The organism is Cohnella yongneupensis (assembly GCF_042655785.1).
Lineage (GTDB): Bacteria > Bacillota > Bacilli > Paenibacillales > Paenibacillaceae > Cohnella > Cohnella yongneupensis.
In genome coordinates, this window is record NZ_JBHSNC010000027.1 from 1 (window position 1) to 19,926 (window position 19,926).

General features: G+C 50.7%; 15 protein-coding genes and 1 pseudogene. 15 read left to right on the forward strand and 1 reads right to left on the reverse strand.

Annotated elements, in window-relative coordinates; genetic code table 11:
* Positions 1–301: 301 nt before the first annotated feature.
* The 14 genes and pseudogenes from ACFPQ4_RS09105 to ACFPQ4_RS09170 all read left to right on the forward strand — a co-directional run.
* Positions 302–400, forward strand: a pseudogene (locus tag ACFPQ4_RS09105) (YciI family protein); the annotation flags it as partial.
* 59 nt (positions 401–459) lie between these two features.
* Positions 460–1,719 (forward strand): RNA polymerase sigma factor, encoded by a 1,260-nt coding sequence (locus ACFPQ4_RS09110; RefSeq protein ID WP_378111499.1) that lies wholly within the window; start codon positions 460–462, stop codon positions 1,717–1,719.
* A gap of 149 nt (positions 1,720–1,868) precedes the next feature.
* Positions 1,869–2,306 (forward strand): YciI family protein, encoded by a 438-nt coding sequence (locus ACFPQ4_RS09115; protein WP_378111500.1) that lies wholly within the window; start codon positions 1,869–1,871, stop codon positions 2,304–2,306.
* A gap of 387 nt (positions 2,307–2,693) precedes the next feature.
* Complete coding sequence (locus tag ACFPQ4_RS09120) at positions 2,694–3,683, forward strand: phosphotransferase enzyme family protein (RefSeq protein ID WP_378111501.1); 990 nt, start codon at positions 2,694–2,696, stop codon at positions 3,681–3,683.
* Positions 3,684–3,708: 25 nt separating this feature from the next.
* On the forward strand, positions 3,709–4,278 hold the full coding sequence (locus tag ACFPQ4_RS09125) for a GNAT family N-acetyltransferase (RefSeq protein WP_378111502.1): 570 nt from the start codon (positions 3,709–3,711) through the stop codon (positions 4,276–4,278).
* 1,146 nt (positions 4,279–5,424) lie between these two features.
* The gene (locus ACFPQ4_RS09130) at positions 5,425–7,629 is read left to right on the forward strand and encodes a sensor histidine kinase (protein WP_378111503.1); all 2,205 of its coding nucleotides are present in this window, start codon (positions 5,425–5,427) and stop codon (positions 7,627–7,629) included.
* A gap of 5 nt (positions 7,630–7,634) precedes the next feature.
* Positions 7,635–8,282: a response regulator transcription factor gene (locus ACFPQ4_RS09135; RefSeq protein ID WP_378111504.1), complete on the forward strand. Its 648-nt coding sequence runs from the start codon at positions 7,635–7,637 to the stop codon at positions 8,280–8,282.
* Between the two features lie 203 nt (positions 8,283–8,485).
* Entirely contained in the window at positions 8,486–10,288 is a 1,803-nt protein-coding gene (locus ACFPQ4_RS09140) for an ABC transporter ATP-binding protein (protein WP_378111505.1), read from the forward strand.
* A 29-nt stretch (positions 10,289–10,317) separates the two neighbouring features.
* Positions 10,318–11,688, forward strand: coding sequence for a DJ-1/PfpI family protein (locus ACFPQ4_RS09145; protein WP_378111506.1), 1,371 nt, complete (start codon positions 10,318–10,320; stop codon positions 11,686–11,688).
* Entirely contained in the window at positions 11,678–12,580 is a 903-nt protein-coding gene (locus tag ACFPQ4_RS09150; RefSeq protein WP_378111508.1) for an NAD(P)/FAD-dependent oxidoreductase, read from the forward strand. The genes ACFPQ4_RS09145 and ACFPQ4_RS09150 overlap by 11 nt, the downstream gene beginning before the upstream one ends.
* A gap of 218 nt (positions 12,581–12,798) precedes the next feature.
* A complete protein-coding gene (locus tag ACFPQ4_RS09155; protein ID WP_378111509.1) occupies positions 12,799–14,070 on the forward strand; it encodes an MFS transporter in 1,272 nt (423 codons plus the stop codon).
* 29 nt (positions 14,071–14,099) lie between these two features.
* Positions 14,100–14,783 (forward strand): ABC transporter ATP-binding protein, encoded by a 684-nt coding sequence (locus ACFPQ4_RS09160; RefSeq protein ID WP_378111511.1) that lies wholly within the window; start codon positions 14,100–14,102, stop codon positions 14,781–14,783.
* Entirely contained in the window at positions 14,780–17,257 is a 2,478-nt protein-coding gene (locus tag ACFPQ4_RS09165) for an FtsX-like permease family protein (protein WP_378111513.1), read from the forward strand. Before ACFPQ4_RS09160 ends, ACFPQ4_RS09165 begins: the two co-directional genes overlap by 4 nt.
* A gap of 82 nt (positions 17,258–17,339) precedes the next feature.
* Entirely contained in the window at positions 17,340–18,074 is a 735-nt protein-coding gene (locus tag ACFPQ4_RS09170; protein WP_378111514.1) for a hypothetical protein, read from the forward strand.
* A 160-nt stretch (positions 18,075–18,234) separates the two neighbouring features.
* Here ACFPQ4_RS09170 and ACFPQ4_RS09175 read toward each other — a convergent pair whose 3' ends face one another.
* Positions 18,235–18,942, reverse strand: a complete 708-nt coding sequence (locus tag ACFPQ4_RS09175; RefSeq protein WP_378111515.1) for a protein-glutamine gamma-glutamyltransferase — start codon at positions 18,940–18,942, stop codon at positions 18,235–18,237.
* 159 nt (positions 18,943–19,101) lie between these two features.
* On the opposite strand from ACFPQ4_RS09175, the gene ACFPQ4_RS09180 reads away from it, so the two are divergent.
* Positions 19,102–19,854, forward strand: a complete 753-nt coding sequence (locus ACFPQ4_RS09180) for a sugar phosphate isomerase/epimerase family protein (RefSeq protein ID WP_378111516.1) — start codon at positions 19,102–19,104, stop codon at positions 19,852–19,854.
* Positions 19,855–19,926 lie beyond the last annotated feature (72 nt).

Below are 19,926 nucleotides of genomic sequence, written 5' to 3' on the forward strand. Positions count from 1 at the left end.
AATTTCAACATGGTTCCTCCAAATAGTTGTCTTCACTCTTTGAATAATATCGAAAACCTAAGAATATGGGCGTAAAGAGGAGCAAAGTGTTTCTCCATAGAGGGAGTTATGCGTAACGTTATTTTCATACTAAGGAGAGTATATTTCCTATAAAGTGGATATTTTACGAGGGTGATAAAATGGTTTATAAATGATGTCTATTAGCAAAACATACAGCGGCACTTTTCCTCCTTGTCGATTCTGGCATGTCCCGTTCGTTGAGTCATTAGAGGCCAATCAAAAGGACAAGAAGGCGTACATGATGAGATTTATGATGATCGTCAAAGCGACTAAGGACTCCGAAGCCGGCGTCATGCCGCTTCAAGAAACGTTCGACACCATGGCAAAGTATAACGAGGAGCCGGCGGGGACCGACAAGGAAATTTAGATGCAGGAGCGCATGAGGAGGAAGCAGAAATCATGAACGAATCCGTAGTCCACCGCACCATCGAGGGAATCTGGAGAATCGAGTCAGCCAAAATCATTGCCGTTCTGGCGTGTTTGGTACGGGATGTCGGGCTTGCCGAGGATTTGGCACAAGATGCGCTTATTGCCGCGCTCGAACGATGGCCGGAAACCGGCATACCCGACTATCCGGGGGCGTGGCTGATGATAACCGCAAAACGTAGGGCTATTGATCACTTGCGCCGGAACAAACAGCGCGACCGTAAATACGAGGAACTGGGCTGGGAGATCGACCGGCAGTATGAGCCGGATTGGGACGCGGCGCTCAACGATCCCGTCGGCGACGATCTCCTTCACCTCATCTTCACGACGTGCCATCCCGTTCTTTCCGCTGAGGCACGGGTAGCGCTTACGCTTCGGCTGCTCGGGGGATTGACGACCGAAGAAATCGCAAGCGCGTTCCTCGTACCGGAAGCGACCGTCGCGCAGAGGATCGTCCGGGCGAAACGCACGCTCGCCGCCGCTCACGTCCCCTTTGAATTACCGCCTAAGGCTGAGCTGGCGGCGCGGATATCGTCCGTGCTCGAAGTCATCTACCTCATGTTTAACGAGGGGTACGCCGCGTCTTCCGGCGGCAGTTGGATCCGGCCTTTGCTTTGCGATGAGGCGCTGCGGCTTGGGCGGGTTTTGGCCGAGATCGCGCCGGACGAGCCGGTAGTCCATGGACTCGTCGCACTGATGGAAATTCAATCATCCAGATTCAGGGCACGGGTGAGCCGGAGTGGAGAGCCGATTCTGCTCATGGACCAGAACCGGGCGCTTTGGGATCACCTGCTGATTCGCCGGGGGCTGGCTGCAATCGAACGGGCCGAGCGTCTCGGTCGGGCGTTCGGTCCCTATCTGATCCAAGCTTCGATCGCTGCATGCCACGCCCATGCCCGTACATCTTCGGAGACCGATTGGGTCCGGATTTCGGCCCTCTACGACGCATTATCCCAAGTCGCGCCGTCGCCCGTTGTCGACCTTAATCGCGCGGTCGCGCTATCGATGGCTTTCGGTCCCGATGTGGGATTGGAAGTCGTCGATGCGTTACAGCAGGAAACGTCCTTAAAAAACTATCATCTTCTGCCCAGCGTACGAGGGGACTTCCTCGTAAAGCTTGGCCGCAAGCAAGAAGCGTGTGCGGAATTCAAACGCGCCGCAGCGCTGGCACGCAATGAGAAGGAGCGCGAGCTTCTCCTGCGGCGTGCTTCCGAGTGCGCCGCAGGTTCCTAGTAAAGCCAACTGAATAGTTGAAGCAAATCGAGAACAAAGTCTGTATATTGATTAGTCAGTCGCAGAAAATTTTTTAGCGCTTTGTCGATTCTTGCTTCACCCGTTCGTTGTGTATATAGAGGTCAATCAAACACGAAAGGAGAATGACAATGAGATTCATGATGATCGTCAAAGCGACAAAAGATTCCGAGGACGGCCTTATGCCGAGTCAAGAGCTGATCGGCGCCATGGCGAAGTATAACGAGGAGCTGGCGAGGGCCGGTGTGCTCGTTGCGGCGGAAGGACTCCACCCGAGCTCGGGCGCAATCCGTATTTCCTATCCGGAACCGGGAGGAAAACCCAAGGTGGTGGACGGCCCTTTTACCGAATCGAAGGAGTTGATCGCGGGTTTCACGTTAATTGAGGTGAAATCGAAGGAGGAAGCGATCGAGTGGGCGATGAGGATGCCCGATCCGCACGGCTTTGGGCAAGGGGAAATCGAGCTGCGCCAGGTGTTTGAAGCGCCGGAACTCACCCAGGATCCGGAAGCGTTAGCCAAGTTACAACCCATTTACTCAACAACGAGGTCAATGGAACGGCCGAATTGAAGGATACGTTCGAACTGTAATCTCCAGGAGAAGATAAAGAAGACACTACCGGCAACTTTAGTTGGGGCGGTTGGTCATTCCATTACTGGGACGAAATGATGGCCAACTTCATGCAAAATATGATGGAGAGTCCTTATGACTTGCTTTTAGGAAGTCACATGGCAGCTCTTTTTTTATTGTTGAAATAACGGGCATAACTTAATAGTTCCACCAATTTTCATTGACTGTAAAAAGATGGATTAGTAAGATTGCTATGGAATAGAGATTTCTCTGAATTGAGGCTTTCGTATGTCACCAGGCATTCATTTTATTACATTGAGGTAACAAGAGAAGTTTGGGAAAGGTTTATCGATTGTTCCATCACGACTGAATTACCAAGGAGAACTCATGGACCCGAAGATAAAACAAATTTTCCTGGACGAACATGTTGTAGAAGGTGCTACGCGGTTCGGCGTCAGCCCTGAGGAGCTTACTTTCATTGGAGGCTTTCAGAATTTTATTTATTCCTACACTCACTATGAATTGAAATATATTCTCCGGTTCACTCCGAGCACTCTTCGTACATCTGAAGGACTTGCAGCTGAAATAGAATGGATTCGTTATCTTTCGGACAATGGTTTGTCGGTTTCAGAACCGGTGCTTTCGGTTGATGGAAAGGACTTCGAACGAGTCCAGGGAAGTAAGATGGATTTCTTTATGACCTCCTTCAAACACGCTCCAGGTCATAAAATCGGGTACCCAGAATGCTTAGGTAACTCGATTCTCTATGAACAATGCGGACGAGTGACCGGACGTCTACATGAACTCGCGAAACGTTACAAACCTATGGCCAAAAGACACACGTGGGAGTGTAATGAATACCTCTTGCGGGCCAGTAATTATATACCGTTAGAGCATCGGCCAATTCTTCTTGCCCTTGATGAACTTAAAGCACATTTGGCTGGTCTACCTGTTACTGCTGATAATTTCGGTTTGATTCACGGGGATATCAATGTAGGAAACTTCACCGTTGATGAATCCGGGAAAATAACGCTCTTCGACTTCGACGAATGCCAGTACAGCTGGTATGCCGAAGACATTGCCATCCAACTTTATTACTTACTGTATGTATTCGGGGAGGATTCTAAGTCTGAGCGGAAGATGCAGTACGAACTTTTCATTAAACATTTCGAGCTAGGCTATACAGAGGATGGCCGTAAAATGCCTGACGGCTGGAAGGATCAGCTTGAGCTCTTCCTTAGATTGCGCGAAATTATCGTATTTGTCGGTATGCACCGAAGCTGGGATTTAAGTCGACCAGACGATTGGACACGCGATTTTTTGCAGGATAGCCGAATGCGGATTACAACAGGAATTTCGTTGATTAACGAATTTTGAACACCTAATAAGGGGCGAAGGGTATATGTTAGACAAATCAATACCTCACTACAATGTAATCATGAAGCGTAGTGCAGGTATTCCTTTACCTAATTCTGCGTTACCTCCTGGATATTCATTTTCTTGGTACGTTCCAGGTAAGGAAGAAAAATGGGCTGAGATCGAAGCATCTGTTGGTGAATTCGATCATATAGAACAAGGTCTTGATTACTTCAGGACAGAGTATTTGCCCTTTAGGGATGAACTCAAGCGGAGGCTTCTGTTTATTCGGAACGAAGACGGTGAAGAGATTGGGACAATCACAAGTTGGTGGAATTTAACGGGAGGAAGACGAGATCCATCCGTTCATTGGTTTGCTGTGAAAAAAGAATATCAAGGAATAGGACTAGGAAAGGCTTTAGTATCAGAGTGTCTAAATAGATTGCAGCTTTTAGAAGGCGATAGAGATATATACTTGCATACTCAAACGTGGAGCTATAAGGCTATAGGACTTTATCTAAAGACTGGTTTTGAAATTCTTAGTCATGAAAGTTTTGCTCATTACAATAATGATTATGACAAAGCAGTTCCAATTCTAAAAACAGTCCTGTATTAGCCATTCCGCAAATGTTGGTCGTCAGTGCGCCGTAACCAGTAAAAAGCATTCATTTCGTATTGATTGATAAGTTTCCATGTATTAGTTTATTCTAAATATAACTGAATACAGTAATAGGAGAAGCACCCCAATGAAGGCCGTTGACCTTCATTGGGGTGCTTTTTTATTCGGAAAATCACTTTTAGGAGGATTGCAAAATGCTGCATCAGATATATGCCAATGAATGGTATGGCTAAGACTTGACATTGTATTCCGTGTCTCTCATTCGGCAAAAACTGAAAAATAATACCATCTTTAACAAGACAATTTTGTACTATTTTGTTAATATTGTCCCATATTCTTCAATTGCCTATATTGGTATATTTATCAAGTCGAAAGTTAAATTTTTCAAATTTACCTAGTTTATCACTCTGTTGTTCATGATTAGAGTGCATATTAATTGTGAAAATGAGGATATTCAATCTATGCCAATCGCTTCTAAGCTAACCATAAACATTTTATTTGATTCATTTATGCGAGTTTTCAAATTTAATAAGAAATCTGTGATTGGTGTTCTATGTTTGAGTTGTTGGTTTGCGATACAAAATAATTTAAACATTATTTTTACTAAAGAACTGATAGATAATTTGACGCTGTCGAATCAGAAAATGTTTTTTATCATTGCAATATCGATGTTTTTATTTCAGTTACTACGAATAATGCTAGATTTGTTATCCAATTACACCAATAGAGTTCTCTCCGAAGGATTTTCTACACATTGTCAAAATGAGTTGATAGACCTTGTTACTAAAAAAGAGCTGATTGACAGTTAAAAACTGTGGAGCCACTCAAAGACATCATGGGCCGTCCTTCAACGTAGGACGGCTCTTTTTGTTTGTAACGGAAGCTCTTAATGAAATAAGAAAAAAATTAAATGTGGATCTCAACTGGCTTTTCAACGAGGATATCTAGACGTTCAGAAGAGACATCCGCATATATTCCTGATCCCGTTCAAGGACGAAGCACCTGCAGCTGCAGTTGCTTCTCTCTTCGGCAATATCGACGTCAATTTTTGCGGGGAAAGCCCATATTTTTGCGTGATGGGGCGGAAGAACCTCCGCTATAATGGAACGAGAACAAGAGACAAGGCCAAGAGGGGTATTGTCAATGACCGATAATCAGAGTTTTAAAGTAGGCGGCAGAGAAGAAATGTACCGGATCGTCGCCGAGCATACATCCGATACGATCGTGGTGGTCGACAGCGAAGAAGTCGTCCGGTACGTGTCGCCTTCCATCCGTTCGCAGAGCGGTTACAGCGTGGAGGAATACGAGGGGATGGACGCTTTCGCCATCATCGTACAAGAGGACCGGGAGCGTGTGAGGCAATCGCTCATCCAGGCCGTACAAACCCAAACGCCGGTCGATATTGGCTACCAGGTGCAGCATGCAGACGGCCGCATCCTTGACGCAGAGACAAAGGTTATGCCGGTGCTGCACGGAGACGGAACCGTCAACTACGTGGTGGCGGTGGTGAGGGACGTGACGGCGCGCAAACAGGCCGAGCGTCTGCTGGAGAATATCCTCGACAACGTCAACGCCGCGGTATGGTCGACGGATAAGGATTTCTCCCACTATAATTTCTTCTCCGAAAGCGTGGAGAAAATCAGCGGCCTGCCGAGGGAAGAGATTGTCAGGAGTCCGATCCGCCTGCATGACCATATCCATCCGGACGACAACGCGCTCCTAATGGGCGAGGTGAAGGAGAAGCTCGACCGGGGACTGACGGTGCGCCAGGAGTTCCGCTGGATCCATCATCCCGGCGAGCCGCGCTGGGGGCAGCTGATCATCCATCCACACCTGGACAACGAGGGTGCGGTGGAGCGACTGGACGGCATCATGCTCGACATTACGGACAAGAAGCGCGCCGAGATCGCGCTGGAGGAGAGCGAGCAGCGGTACAAGTCTTTGTTCGAGCACAACTTGGACGGTGTTTTCTCAATTGTACTGGAGGGGCTCTATTTTGCGCATGCGAACAATGCGTTTGAGCAAATTACGGGCATCCGGCGAGAAACGATGACCAATCAGTGCTTCATTGGGATGATTTTCGACGAGGACCACGGCTCGGTCTACGAAACGCTGTTCGAGGTCATGAAAGAAGGCGCGCCGCGGGGCGTCGAATGCCGGCTTGCGGACATGACGGGCGGCGAGCGGATCGTGAGCATTACGTTTGTGCCCATTATCCTGTCAGGGCAGCTGAACGGAATTCACGGCATCATCAAGGACATTACGAAGCGCAAGCAGGGGGAGCGGGAGCTGATCCGGAGCGAGGAACGCTCCAATTTCTTGCAGTCGAGCTTGAATCGTCTGTCAGAAGACCTCGCGGGCGTCATGAAGGTGTCGGAGCTGGAAGACCGGCTGATCGACGAGGTACGGGCCGTGCTCCGCGTCTCCGACGTGTCGATCGTTGAAGCGGAGGATAGAACGTCTTTCGTATCCGAATCCTCAGGCGGGGAGCTGGATGCGCATACGCTCCGGGTCCGCATAGGCGAGAAGCCGCAACCGGTATGGCTGGCCATCGGTCTGGACCGTCCGCTGCCCGAGCCCGAAAAGAAATGGCTCGATACGGCCGTTCGTTATGTGACGATCCTATACGACAACCTGTACCGTACTGAGGATCTGATGAAGCGGATGGAAGAGATGATGACGGGGAGCGAAACGCCGAGATGGATGCTCCGGCTGTTGTTCAAGCTGTCAGAGAAGGAGCGGGCATCGCTGTCGAGCGACCTGCATGATTCGGTGCTGCAGGACCTGATCATTTGGTACCGGAAGCTCGAATCACTCCGTTCTTCCAAATCGTTCGACGCCGGCACCGGCTCGGAGTTGGCCGAAATCGAAGAGGGGTTGCTTGATGCGATCCACCAGATTCGGATTACGTGCAACGAGCTGCGACCTCCTTTTTTGCTAAAAATGGGGCTTGTCGAGTCTCTGAAGAGTCTGTTCGCCTATTCGCGAATGTTCGCCAACTACGAAATTGAGTTTCAGGCGGATGAGATGGCCGGTCCGCTGGACGAAGATCAAATTCTCGGCGTTTACCGGATCGTTCAGGAGCTGCTGAACAACGCCACCAAGCACTCGAGGGCGTTGAAAGTGACGATGTCGCTGGCGAATGAGGGCGGTGATATTGCATTCCGCTACTCGGACGACGGCGTCGGCGTGCGGTTGTCGCAATTGGAAGGGTCATTCCAGCACATGGGCATCGCAGGCATCGAGAAACGGGTGCAGAGCCTTGAAGGCAAGGTCGATTTCCGGTCGGCGCCCGGCAAGGGCTTCCATGTCACCATACGGTTCCCCAAGCATACGACGGAAAGGTGAGAGCTATGAATATCCTGCTTGTCGACGACCACCGGTCGGTGGTCGAAGGCACCAAAATGCTCATTGAATCGGAGCCGGACATTAACGTCACGATCGAGACGGACGTGTACCTCGTACCCGATTTGGTGCGCCTAAATAAATTCGACGTCATCCTGCTGGATCTCTATATGCCGAACATCAACGGCGCCGACCTGACGCGCAAGCTGCTAGATTACGTGCCGGGCGCGGTCATTCTAATCTATTCAGGTTTTGAAATCGCGCCGCATTTCAATCTACTCATGGAGTCCGGTGTATCGGGCTTCATTTCGAAGACATCCACTCGCGAAGAGCTCATTCTGGCCATTCGCTGCGCAGCTCGGAAGCAGGCGATCATCCCTATGCAGCTGCTCCGACAGCTAAGACGGCAGGAAATTCAGGTACAGGGCGACCCGGAGCACGAGCCGACCACGATCACGCGGGAGGAGGACCTCCTTCTGCGGGAGCTCGCCAAGGGAAAGAGCAACAAGGAGATCTCCCAAACGCTCATGATAAGCCAGCGCTCTCTCGAATACGGCCTGACGGAGCTGTTCCAGAAGCTGCATGTCAACTCGCGTGTCGATGCGATACGTAAGGCGAAAAGCCTCGGCATTCTGCCTACGGAGGATTTGTACTGATAACGAAGCGATGTGATAACCAGACCGCACCGCCCCTCACTGGGCGGTGCGGATTCGCTTTTTATTGGGGTTGTTTTTTGCGTGTGTCGCGCAAGGGTTTGCGCGGCAGGCCTCTAACATATGCGCGGCGGGGCGCAACCATTGCGCGTTGGCTGCGGCGCTCCTGCGTTAAGATGAAACCGATCTTATGAAGGAGGCCAGCCATGAACCCCTTGCGACGATTCCTGCCCTATGCAGGCAAGCAAAAAAAGCTCTACCTGCTAGGTTTCGCCGGGAGCCTGTTCCGGTTCCTGATCCCGCTCTCCGTGCCGCTTGTGATCAAATACCTGTTCGACCATTTGCTCCGCAGCGAGACGATGTCCCGTTCGGACAAAATGGATCAGTTGTTCCTGATCGCCGGCCTCATGATCGCCGTCTTCTTCGCGGTACGGGCGCCAATGGAGTATGTCCGGCAGTACTTCATGAACAAGGCGAACAATCGCATCATTACGGCTCTTCGACAAGACGTGTTCGCCAAGGTACACGCTTTAGATGCGAAATATTTCGCCGACAACCGCAGCGGGGAAATCGGCACCCGGTTTTTCGACGATGTTGAGAAAATCCGGGGCTACATGACCGCGATATTTTCGAACGTGTGGATCGAGACGATCGTACTGCTCTTCGTGACGGGCATTATGTTCTCGCTGAACCCGGTTCTAACGCTTCTCGCAGTGCTGCTGGTCGCGATCCAGTTCACCCTTGCCCACTTCCTATCCCGCAGGGTCAAGAGCACGACTCGTCAGATGATGGGCTACCGTTCGGTGTTGAGCGGCTTCGTTTTTGAGCGCATCCAGGGCGCTTCGCTCTCCAAGCTGTTTCAGTCGGAGAAGCGGGACAGCGAGCAGCTTGACCGCCATTTGGAGCGATTCGAGCGGATGACAGACAAACAGGCCGGGACGCATGCGGTTTCGCTTGCCGCGGTAAATATGCTGAGCGACATTACACCGTTCCTGGTCGTTGCAGCCGGAAGCCTCTTCGTCATTGACGGCCGCCTTTCGCTGGGAAGCCTGATCGCCTTCTTCGCCTATGTCGATCGCATGCGTGCGCCGGTAGCTGCACTGGTTCAGGCCATCCCCGTGATCGCGGAGGGCAGCGTTGCGCTTCAGAGCGTATTCGATTTTTTGGCTACGCCGGTGTCCGTCAAGGAGAAGGAGCAGCCCGCAGCCCTTGACCGGCTGTCCGATTCCATTCTGTTTGACCGCGTCGCTTTTTCCTATGACGGGAAGGAACGGGTTTTGCACGACATGTCGTTTTTGCTCCGCAAAGGAGGCACATACGCTTTCGTGGGCGAGAGCGGCGGGGGGAAAAGTACGGTGCTTCAGCTGCTGACCCGAATGTACGACGTCGACGCGGGCCGCGTGCTCATGGATGGCAGGGATATCCGGGATTATTCGCTTGCAAGCCTGAGGAGCCAGATCGGCATCGTCACGCAGGACAATTTCCTGTACAGCTCGTCGGTTCGGGACAATATCGCCATGGCAAAGCCAGACGCGGCAGAGGAGGACATTATAGAGGCCGCGAGGAAAGCGTTCGCTCACGATTTCATCCGTACGTTGCCGGACGGGTACGGGACGGAGGTCGGCGAGCGGGGCGTCAAGCTGTCGGGCGGACAAAAGCAGCGGATCGCCCTGGCCCGGGTGTTCCTGAAGGATCCGTCGCTCATTCTGCTGGATGAAGCGACAAGCGCGCTTGACAACGAGAGCGAAGAGCTCGTCCAATCCTCGATCGAGCGAATCCGCAAGGGCAAGACGATCGTCATGATCGCCCACCGGCTATCGACGGTGGTCCATGCGGATCGGATCTTCGTCGTTCGCAAAGGTACGATCGTCGAAAGCGGAAGCCATGAGGAACTGCTCCAGATGGAAGGTTACTATTGGGAGCTCTACACGAAACAAAATTCGGCCGGCATAGCCGCAGCGGGCTTGGAAACCACCGACTGCGCGGCGGAACAGGTCAAGGCTGGATAAAATCGATCATTTCAAGGAGGAGAAAGGAAATGAAGAAATTGCTTTTGCGTTTGGCTGTGTATGTATTGCTTTTCGTTGTAACTGTGGGAGGAATCGGGTTTTACGGCTTTAATCGCCATCAAAAAGATTTTTACTACAATGTCCGTCACGAGACGGTTCCTTCGCTGCAAGGAGTGGATATTCCTTCGTACAATCCCGATAAACCTACGGTAGCGGTCGTAATGGCGGAGTCAACGACGGAAGACTTTGATCTTATTATTCCTTACGCCCTGTTGTCGATGACGGATGCTTATAATGTATACGCCGTCGCACCGGATACAAACTTGAAGACCTTATCGGGCGGACTGGATGTGATCCCCCATTACTCCTATCAAGAACTGGATCATCTATTAAACAAGAGCCCTGATATTATTGTGGTCCCCTATATGCCCAAAATGAATGACCCGAGTTATAAACCGACTCGCGAATGGATTCAGAAATATTCCGGCAACAAAACCACCACCTACTTAAGCATTTGCGGCGGGGCGCTGAATCTTGCCGATGCAGGCTTGTTGAAAGGGAAATCGGCCACCTCGCACTGGCAATTCATCCCTTTATTGAAGAAGCAATTTACGGATACGCAATGGAAAGCGGATGTTCGCTACGTCGACGAAGGAAACATCGTCACTTCGGCCGGCCAAAGCGCGGGTATCGATGCCGTGCTTCACTTGATTTCTCGGCAGCTGGGAGAACCCATGGCAGCGAAAATCTCGAATGAAATCAACTATCCTTCGTACCATTTCGTTCAAAATCCAAAGGTGGATCACCCCTTTCACACGGATATCAAATTTGCAACCTACTGGTTAAATGTTACATTCCATTGGAATAAGAAACAGATGGGCGTACTTCTGTACAACGGCATGGATGAATTGGCTTTATCTTCTGTATTCGATGCTTACGGGGACACCGGCACGACACAGCTCCGCACAATTTCCAGCTCGGATGCTCCAACGGCTACAAAACACCATCTGAATTTACTGGCTAGGCATCAAATCTCGAGCGCTCCCAAATTGGACAAAATGATCGTACCGGGCGGCGACGCGAAATCGTTAGCTTCAGAGGATATAAAACTTTGGAGCGAAAAAGGCAAAGCGAAAGAGACTCTCTTTATTCATAGCGATTCGCCAAACCGGTATGTCTTCGAAGCGCCGCTGGAAGACTTGGCCAAACAAGAAGACCTGTTAACGGCCAAGCACGCGGTCAAACGATTCGAATATCGTTCGAACGGAATCCATCTTGAAGGCAGATCGCTGCCGCTTGGAACATACATCCATTTGCTGCTAACCGTTCTACTGGCTTTATTGGCTGCTTTCTTAATAGACAGACGATTCATTATGAAGAAGAGTCGCAATGGAGTTTGATTGCGCGATCATAGGTGGAGGTCCGGCCGGCTTAAATGCCGCTCTCGTGCTTGGGCGTGCCCGGAGAAAAACGATTCTTTTCGATAACCATAAACCGAGAAACGCAATCACACGGGTCTCGCATGGATTTCTGACGAGAGACGGCGTCTCGCCATCCCAATTTCGGGAGCTCGCGGCGGAAGAATTAACCCAGTATCCTTCCATCCAAAAAGAAGAAAGGGAAATCGATTCGATTAGTCAGGACGGTGCCGGGTTTCGGCTGGTCTCCCTGAGCGGGCGCGCGCTCTACGCCCGTAAAATTATTTTGGCCACCGGATTAATAGAATCGCTTCCGAAAATCGACGGTCTGGCGAACTGTTACGGCACCAGTATTTTCAACTGTCCTTACTGCGACGGGTGGGAGCTGCGAGATAAGCCGCTTGTCCTGCTTTCGGAAACCAGTCAGGCATATCGCATGGCTATGCTGCTGTATAACTGGAGTCAGGATTTAATTGTGTGCACGAATGGTCAAGATGTCCTGACCCTGAAGCAGCAAGCCGCGTTACGCGAAAAAGGCCTCCTGGTCGAAAGCCAGCCCGTGGACTTCTTGCTTGCGGACAAAGGTAGGCTTGCGGCCGTACGATTTGCGGATGGATCCATGATTAGGCGGAACGGTGGCTTTGTTACGCCCGTACTTTCTCAAAACCGTCCGTTTGCAGACATCTTAGGCTGCAAACGAAACGAGAATAATGACATGATAACCGATGCTTTCGGCAGAACCAGTGTAAGGGGAGTATACGCCGCGGGAGATACAGCGACCGCAGCTCCCTCCCAGCTTATCATCGCCGCAGCGGCCGGCAGCCGTGCCGCTATCGGGGTTAACGAAGATCTCTCGGAGGAAACCTTTGCCTAAGCAATGGTTAAACGAAAGGGCGCCCGCCAGTTGGGCGCTTTTTGTTTTGCCGTAATCGAGACCCAATACCGTAAGTTCGCCGCTTGCGCGGCCACCGCATAAAGATGCCGTATCCAGCAGCAAATGATGCGCGACCCTGCTCAATAATGGCGGGTTCGACTCGCCCGTAACCTTTTATGATGGGATTATAAACCAAATGATGAAAGGTGTAGATCCGTATGCATCACGCAGCAGCTCATTTCTCGTCCGAGTCCGATAATCGATCGTTTTTTGCGAATCGGCTTATCCGCTCCATTCTTTTTTCCGCCGTCTTTTTACAGCTAGGCATCTGGATTCGAAATTTTGCCATCCTGCTCTTCGTTACAGAACAGACGAATAAGGACCCGATCGCCGTTTCCCTGATCTCTGTAGCCGAATACGCCCCTATCTTCATCTTCTCCTTTATCGGCGGAGCCTTCGCGGATCGGTGGAGACCCAAACGCACGATGGTGTTTTGTGACCTTCTGAGCGCAGTATCCGTCTTTATCGTTCTTCTTGCCTTGACATTCGGCGGCTGGCAGGCCATTTTCTTCGCCACGCTGGTCTCGTCGATTCTGTCCCAATTCTCGCAGCCGGCCGGCATGAAGCTGTTCAAGCTGCATGTGCCCGCTTCTCAGATGCAAATGGGCATGTCCATGTATCAGACCATCCAGGCTATTTTCATGATCGTAGGGCCCGTGCTGGGCACGCTCGTTTACTTCCGCTTCGGCGTCCATACCGCCGTTGTCTTGATTGGGATTTGCTTTCTATTATCCGCAGCCGTTCTTACCACTCTTCCCAAAGACCGTGCAGCGCCGTCGGTACAGCCGGCGCGATTGACGGAGGACATCAAGTCCGGCTTGCATTATGTCCTGGCGAACAAGATCTTCCTGTACATGGCAAGCTTCTTCCTGGCCGCAGGACTTGCTCTTGGCATCATCAATCCGCTCGGCGTCTTCGTAGTCACGGAGCATTTGGGCCTTCAAGCGGAGCAGCTGCAGTGGCTTACCGCCATGAACGGTGCCGGCATCCTGCTCGGCGGCATGTTCATGATGTCCCTTTTCCGGCGCATGCCGCCCCGCGTCATGCTGATGGTCGGATTCTTATGCAGCAGCGCGGCGGTAGCTATTATCGGCACAACGACATCTACGGGAGCGGCATTCGCCGCCCAATTCGCTGCAGGATTCTTTGTTCCTTTCATCCATATCTCCTGCCAGACGATAATGATGAGCCATGCAGAAGAGGCCTACGTAGGCAGGGTTAGCGGAATTATGAATCCGATTTTTATCGGCGGGATGGTCCTGACCATGAGTATTGTCGGCATTCTGAAAGCCAATCTTCCATTAGGAGTTTTGTATGGAATGGCCGCAGCGCTTTTTCTAGTCGGTGCAATCGGCGTCGTGCCGCTGCTGCGCCATAAGCAGTCCGGGCCGGCGGCAGCAACGGCTCACGCCGGCGGATTCCGCCATTGATGAACCAATAAACGGAGGAGGCAAATGCCATGATCAAGCTGAACAAAGTGTCCAAAGTGTTTGCTATGGATGCGGGGAACTATACCGCACTCAAGGAGAACGATCTTCATATCAAGCGAGGGGAATTCATCGCCATTATGGGGCCAAGCGGTTCGGGAAAGAGCACGTTGCTGCAATTGATCGGAGGTCTGGACCTTCCGACTTCGGGAGAGGTTACAGTCGACGGGGTACAGTTGAACGGTCTCAATGAGAGGGAAAGAACGTTGTTTCGTCGTACGAAGGTCGGCTTCGTGTTCCAAAATTATCAATTGCTGCCCATGATGACGGTGGCAGAAAATGTCGGCCTTTCTCTCTCCGCAAATAAGGCTCCGTCGTCGGAGATCGCAAAAAGAGTCAATCAGCTGCTCCAAGATGTAAACCTGGAAGGCAAAGCGTCGCAATTCCCTTCGCAGTTAAGCGGAGGTCAGCAGCAGCGCGTTGCCATTGCTCGAGCTCTTGCGATGAAGCCTCATCTTATTTTGGCGGATGAACCGACAGGTAATCTGGACCAAACGAACGGCGAAGGAATTCTGAAGCTCCTCTCGCGCTTAAACAAAGAAGAGGGTATCACCGTAGTGATGGTTACCCATGATCGCAAGGCCGCGCAAACGGCGGATCGAATCATCATGATCCAGGATGGGGAAGTCGTACCCGGCGGAGGGAGCCGATCATGAGATTGCTGCAAATCGCATGGCGCAATTTAATGCGCCGCAAGCTCAGAACGCTGCTGACTTTATTGTCCATTATGATCGGGGTGGCTTCCGCGTTCGCCGTGACCGCTTCCGTCGATACCGCCAAAAGAACGTTCCCTCTGTATTTAAAAGCAGCTTTCGGCAAAGCGGATTATATCGTCTCGGGTACGGACGCCTATATGCCTGAAGGCGTGTATAAAGACTTTGAAAAGCTGCACAATACGGCCGCTATCGCCGTACTAAAGCATACGACAAAGCTGCACCTGGAGAAAGACGGAATATCCGACATTCAGAAAAGGGTCGAGCTAAGCGGTTACACGCGATTGGATACGTCGCTTACCCATTTTCAACTGGTCAAAGGGAGCTTAACGTCCGGCGGCGCGGTCATTACCGACAGGACGGCCAAGGCGTGGAAAACCGATGTGGGCGATACGATATCCTTCGATACGGATAAGGGCGTCAAAAGCATCCAAGTATCCGCGATCGTCAAATATACGGTGGAGCTGATGGGGCCGTCCAGCTGGATGATGGCGAAGTATCATCATTGGGCGGCAGCCGTGCCGCTGCCCGTTATGCAGGATTGGTTCGGGCTGACCGGTAAAATCCAAGATGTGCAGATCAAGGCCCTCTCACCATCCGACAAGAAATCGGTAGAGCGGCAAGCGGATGAACTGGTCAAACGATACGGGAATATGTATATGCAGCCTGTCCTGGTCGATTTCGGTTCGGTAAGCGATGCGGGTACCTTTTTTCTGGCGCTGTATTTGGCCGGGTTTCTCGGAATTGCGCTAAGCGGGTTTATCATCTTTAACAGCTTGTACGTCAGCGTTAAAGAACGTAAGCAGGAATTTGCCGTTCTCAAGACGATTGGGTACTTGCCCGAGCAATTGCGTGCTTTTGTCTTGTTAGAGGTACTTTTGTTGGCAATCTCGGGAACAGCCATCGGGCTATTGTTGGGATATGGATTCGGCAACATTCTAACTCATCTGATCTACATGGTATTCAGTGTCTACGAAGATACCAACATGGTGCTGTATAAAGGCTTCGCGGTTGCCGTTCCGGCTGGCATCCTGGTTCCGTTCGCCGCGGCTCTTATCCCGATTCGGCAAGTAGGCAAGATCAGCGTGATTGAGGCGCTTAAACCCAAACGTACCGAGACGTCCTCTCGAAAGTGGCTGGTTGCGGCAGGGGGCGTGCTGATCGCCGCAAGTTTCTTCATCAAACATTTGCTCCTGATCGTGCCTCTGATGATCGGAATCGCGCTCGTATATCCGTACCTGTTCAATCTGTTGATGTTCCTTTTGCAGCCCATCTATCGACGGATGTTCCGATTGAGCGGGCAATTGGCCGTGAGCAATGTAAGACGTAATTTGGCCCGCAATGCGATGACCTCCGTCATCCTCTGTTGGGGCATCGCGATGGTCGTGCTGATGAGCTCCATGAATTCGGCATTCAATCAGTCTTATGAAAAAGTCGTCTTTGCCTCCTACGGCGGCAACCTGGACATTCGTTTTCATCATACCGAAAAAACGGATCTTGAACAGATCAAGAAAATTCCGGGAGTGGCCGACGCAAGGGCGTATACGCTGTATTCGGCCATTTGGAACTTGAACGGCCGGCAGCGCAAGCTTCCGGTGGTCGGAGTAGGGGAGTGGATCGACCGGTTTCCGTTATTCGCGGGATCCGGCACATCGCGCAGCGAATTGGTCGGCAGTCTGAGCCGCGATGAAATCATTTTGGATAAAGCCGCCTATACGGCTTGGGGGGGCAAGGTCGGGGAGAGCATTGAGCTTGCAACGCTGAAGGGGCCGCATTCCTTCAAGGTTGTCGCGGTCGTCAGCACCATGAAAAACGGCGGATACGGCGCTTTCATGAAGGAAGATTCCTTTAACGATAACTTCGGGATCAAATACGCGAAAAACGTATTGGTGCTGAATGACAAAACTGCCTCCCCGCTGCAAGTAAGAGAAAATATTTTTGGCCAGTTCGGGGAAAGGATCGAAGAGATGTTCGGTCCGGAAGATATCGTTGCGATGGTGGGCTCCATGTATACCGGCACGTTCAGTGTTATTAACGGTCTTGTGATCCTATCCATTATCATTTCGGGCATGGGAATTACGAATACGCTGCTCATCAATATTATGGAACGCATTCGAGAGCTTGGGATGATGCGCGCAGTCGGGGTTACACGGCGGCAGGTAGTCGGAATGGTCATGCTGGAAGGCTTCGGCATCGGACTCGCAGCTACCGCAGTCGGCTGCATTTTCGGGATATTATTGGTGTATTTGACCTCCACTTTCGTTGAGATTAGCTCCCTGACCTATCGATTCGAAGTGTCGTGGATCATCATTCTGTGTATCGCCCTATTCGGAATATTCGTAAGTTTGGTTTCCAGCTTCACTCCGGCATCCAGGGCGTCCAAAACCCCGTTAAGCGAGGCGTTAAGATATGAGTAAAGCCACTCCGTATTTGTTGTTAATTTTGATAGTCGCGCTGTTATCCGCTTGCGGAACGAGCACATCGTGGGAAGACGAAAAAGTGACCGCCGTCAGCCAAAGACTGTTATCCGATGAGGTGCAAGTGACATGGACTGTCGATGGCGACGAATTGTCAGGGTCCGAAAATACAAAGCGAATCCGGCTTGAGATCAAGAAGAAGGATGGAGCGCCGATCGACCAGTTTGAAGTCAATCATGAGAAGCTCCTTCATCTCATTGTCATCAGCAAGGATTTATCCTATTTCAACCATATCCATCCCGAGTATAAAGGGAACGGCGTGTTTGAAATCGCGAATGACTTTCCCGCTGGCGGAGAATACAGGCTGATCGCTGATTTCAAAGTGGCAGGCGGCGATTCTATGACGAAGATGGTATGGGTTAAGGTTGACGGCAAAAGCGCAAAACCGGCTCCGGTCATGATGGATACGAACCTGAACAAGATCTTTGAAGGGAAGCATGTGAAGCTTGCCATGGATCAGCCGGCAGCGGGTAAAGAGCTCACGCTTAAGTTTTCCTTTGCCGATGCCGCAACAGGACAGCCGATTACCGATCTACAGCCTTACTTAGGAGCAATTGGACACGTGGTGATCCTCTCGCAAGACGGAGAACAATATCTACACGTGCATGCGGATGAAGGCCAAGGGACGGGTCCGGATGCAGCTTTTGAAACATCGTTCCCGAAAAGCGGAACCTATAAGATATGGGGGCAGTTTCAAAGGGAAAATCAAGTTATTACGGTATCCTATGTTGTGAGCATTCCAAGTGTCCAGGAATGATCTGATTTCCAACTTTCTTAATATGGTAATTTCTAGCGGTTCCAGACTTTTTGTTTGATGTTCAGAGAAAATAAAGTATTAGACTGGGGCTGCCTTTGGGTAACCCCATTTTCTTTTCTCAGGAGGCGTCCTACCAGACTTTTATATTGTTCGGTTGAGTCTACACGCTGATCGTACGCCGCTTGCCGATTCTCGAGCGGATGGTTATGAGACTCTCGGGGAAGCGGGAGTCCGCCCTGTAACGACTGAGATTTGATGGCGCATACTGAGCGAGTGTATCGTAATCCGGATAGGAGACGATGTCGTCCAGATAGGCTGATTCGGTCGCATCCTTCTTACGATTCTTGTTCAGCGCGGCTATCATGCCGTCCGCGTCTCGTATGCCGAGACCATGGCCGTAATATCGACCTTCTTCTAACAGGATAACGTTCTCGCCTTGCCATTCCGTCTTCTCGGGATTGACGTCGGGGTTTTTGAAGTAGAGACAGTCCCCGGGTTTTGCATAACGGGCGCCGACACGCGCGGTGGTGATCCCTAGATCGCTGTCGGCATCCCAGCTGAATAGGAGCAGGTTCGAGAACAGTTCATTAAATTTATCCGCGCCGATCGTGTCCAATACGCCTTTGTAGAATACGATCACGATGGCTACGGCGCATTCGAAGCCGTACTTCTCTCCATTCGAGAAGATGTCGTTGACGCCTCTCGCAGGAGATACTTCATCCCGAAGCAGAAAGCCCCCTTTGTTCGTCAGTATCCATAACTTCGGGTTGCAGAATGACTTGCGGAACGTCGCGAACCGCGTTCCTCCCTTACTCATGCTCTTGGCCGCATCGATAATGTTCGAGCGCAACGCATTCTCGAAATCCATAGGCAGGCGCCTCCTCAGATTGCTATTGCTACATCATATGGGTTAAATCATTGTTTCGATATAAAAATCGTATTCTGAAATAAAGATCTTTGGATCTTATTCAAATATGATAGTTAGTAACGAAGGGGAGAATCCAACTATAAAAGGGGTTATCGATAGATGTCCAAAATTCCTGTTGCAATACAGCCGTATACAGTTAGAGATCATCTTAGTAAGGACTACAAAGGAACGTTAACAAAGATAGCGGAAATCGGTTATCGAGGGATTGAACTAGGACCGCCGCCTAAAGGAATGACTATAGCTGAACAAAAGTCGTTGCTGGATCAACTTGGTTTAAAAGTGATTGGATTTCATTCGGGTTTAAATGAGCTTGAGTCCAACCCTGACGAAATCGTCGATTATTTGGAGGAAGTGAACGCGGAGAAATATGTAGCTCTCTCTCTTGGATTCGAATCGAAAGAAGATCTGTTAATCAAGGCTGCAAAACTTAATAAGATCGGAGCGCGTTTGAACCAACGAGGCGTACAGTTGTTATATCATAATCATGACTGGGAGTTTAACAAGTTTGACGGCGTTTATGCGTTGGATCTCTTACGCCAAGAAACGGATCCGTCATTCGTTAAGTTCGAGTTGGATACCTATTGGGTAAAACGTGGCGGCCAAGATCCAGCTGGATACCTCGGTGGATTTTTTGATCGTTGTCCGCTATTGCATATCAAGGACGTAGAAGCGGGCGAGGAACAATTCTTTGCCGAGATCGGCGAAGGGATTTTGGATTTTAATGCAATTGCTCACGCAGCCGAGAAGGCAGGAACAAAGTGGTTTATTGTCGAACAAGATTCGTGCCGAAGGGATGCTCTCGAAAGTATCGCCATCAGTTATCGTAACTTGCAGATGCTTGGATTCATATAACCTGCTTCCGGTTGAGATTATCGAGAAGAAGGGGTGTCCCGAAGTCGTAGCTGACTTCGGGACGCCCCTTCT

Excerpts from the sequence above, each read along its gene's own strand:
- ACFPQ4_RS09110 (WP_378111499.1), top strand. The coding sequence starts at position 460 with ATGAACGAATCCGTAGTCCACCGCACCATCGAGGGAATCTGGAGAATC.
- ACFPQ4_RS09115 (WP_378111500.1), top strand. The coding sequence starts at position 1,869 with ATGAGATTCATGATGATCGTCAAAGCGACAAAAGATTCCGAGGACGGC.
- ACFPQ4_RS09120 (WP_378111501.1), top strand. The coding sequence starts at position 2,694 with ATGGACCCGAAGATAAAACAAATTTTCCTGGACGAACATGTTGTAGAA.
- ACFPQ4_RS09125 (WP_378111502.1), top strand. The coding sequence starts at position 3,709 with ATGTTAGACAAATCAATACCTCACTACAATGTAATCATGAAGCGTAGT.
- ACFPQ4_RS09130 (WP_378111503.1), top strand. The coding sequence starts at position 5,425 with ATGACCGATAATCAGAGTTTTAAAGTAGGCGGCAGAGAAGAAATGTAC.
- ACFPQ4_RS09135 (WP_378111504.1), top strand. The coding sequence starts at position 7,635 with ATGAATATCCTGCTTGTCGACGACCACCGGTCGGTGGTCGAAGGCACC.
- ACFPQ4_RS09140 (WP_378111505.1), top strand. The coding sequence starts at position 8,486 with ATGAACCCCTTGCGACGATTCCTGCCCTATGCAGGCAAGCAAAAAAAG.
- ACFPQ4_RS09145 (WP_378111506.1), top strand. The coding sequence starts at position 10,318 with ATGAAGAAATTGCTTTTGCGTTTGGCTGTGTATGTATTGCTTTTCGTT.
- ACFPQ4_RS09150 (WP_378111508.1), top strand. The coding sequence starts at position 11,678 with ATGGAGTTTGATTGCGCGATCATAGGTGGAGGTCCGGCCGGCTTAAAT.
- ACFPQ4_RS09155 (WP_378111509.1), top strand. The coding sequence starts at position 12,799 with ATGCATCACGCAGCAGCTCATTTCTCGTCCGAGTCCGATAATCGATCG.
- ACFPQ4_RS09160 (WP_378111511.1), top strand. The coding sequence starts at position 14,100 with ATGATCAAGCTGAACAAAGTGTCCAAAGTGTTTGCTATGGATGCGGGG.
- ACFPQ4_RS09165 (WP_378111513.1), top strand. The coding sequence starts at position 14,780 with ATGAGATTGCTGCAAATCGCATGGCGCAATTTAATGCGCCGCAAGCTC.
- ACFPQ4_RS09175 (WP_378111515.1), bottom strand. The coding sequence starts at position 18,942 with ATGGATTTCGAGAATGCGTTGCGCTCGAACATTATCGATGCGGCCAAG.
- ACFPQ4_RS09180 (WP_378111516.1), top strand. The coding sequence starts at position 19,102 with ATGTCCAAAATTCCTGTTGCAATACAGCCGTATACAGTTAGAGATCAT.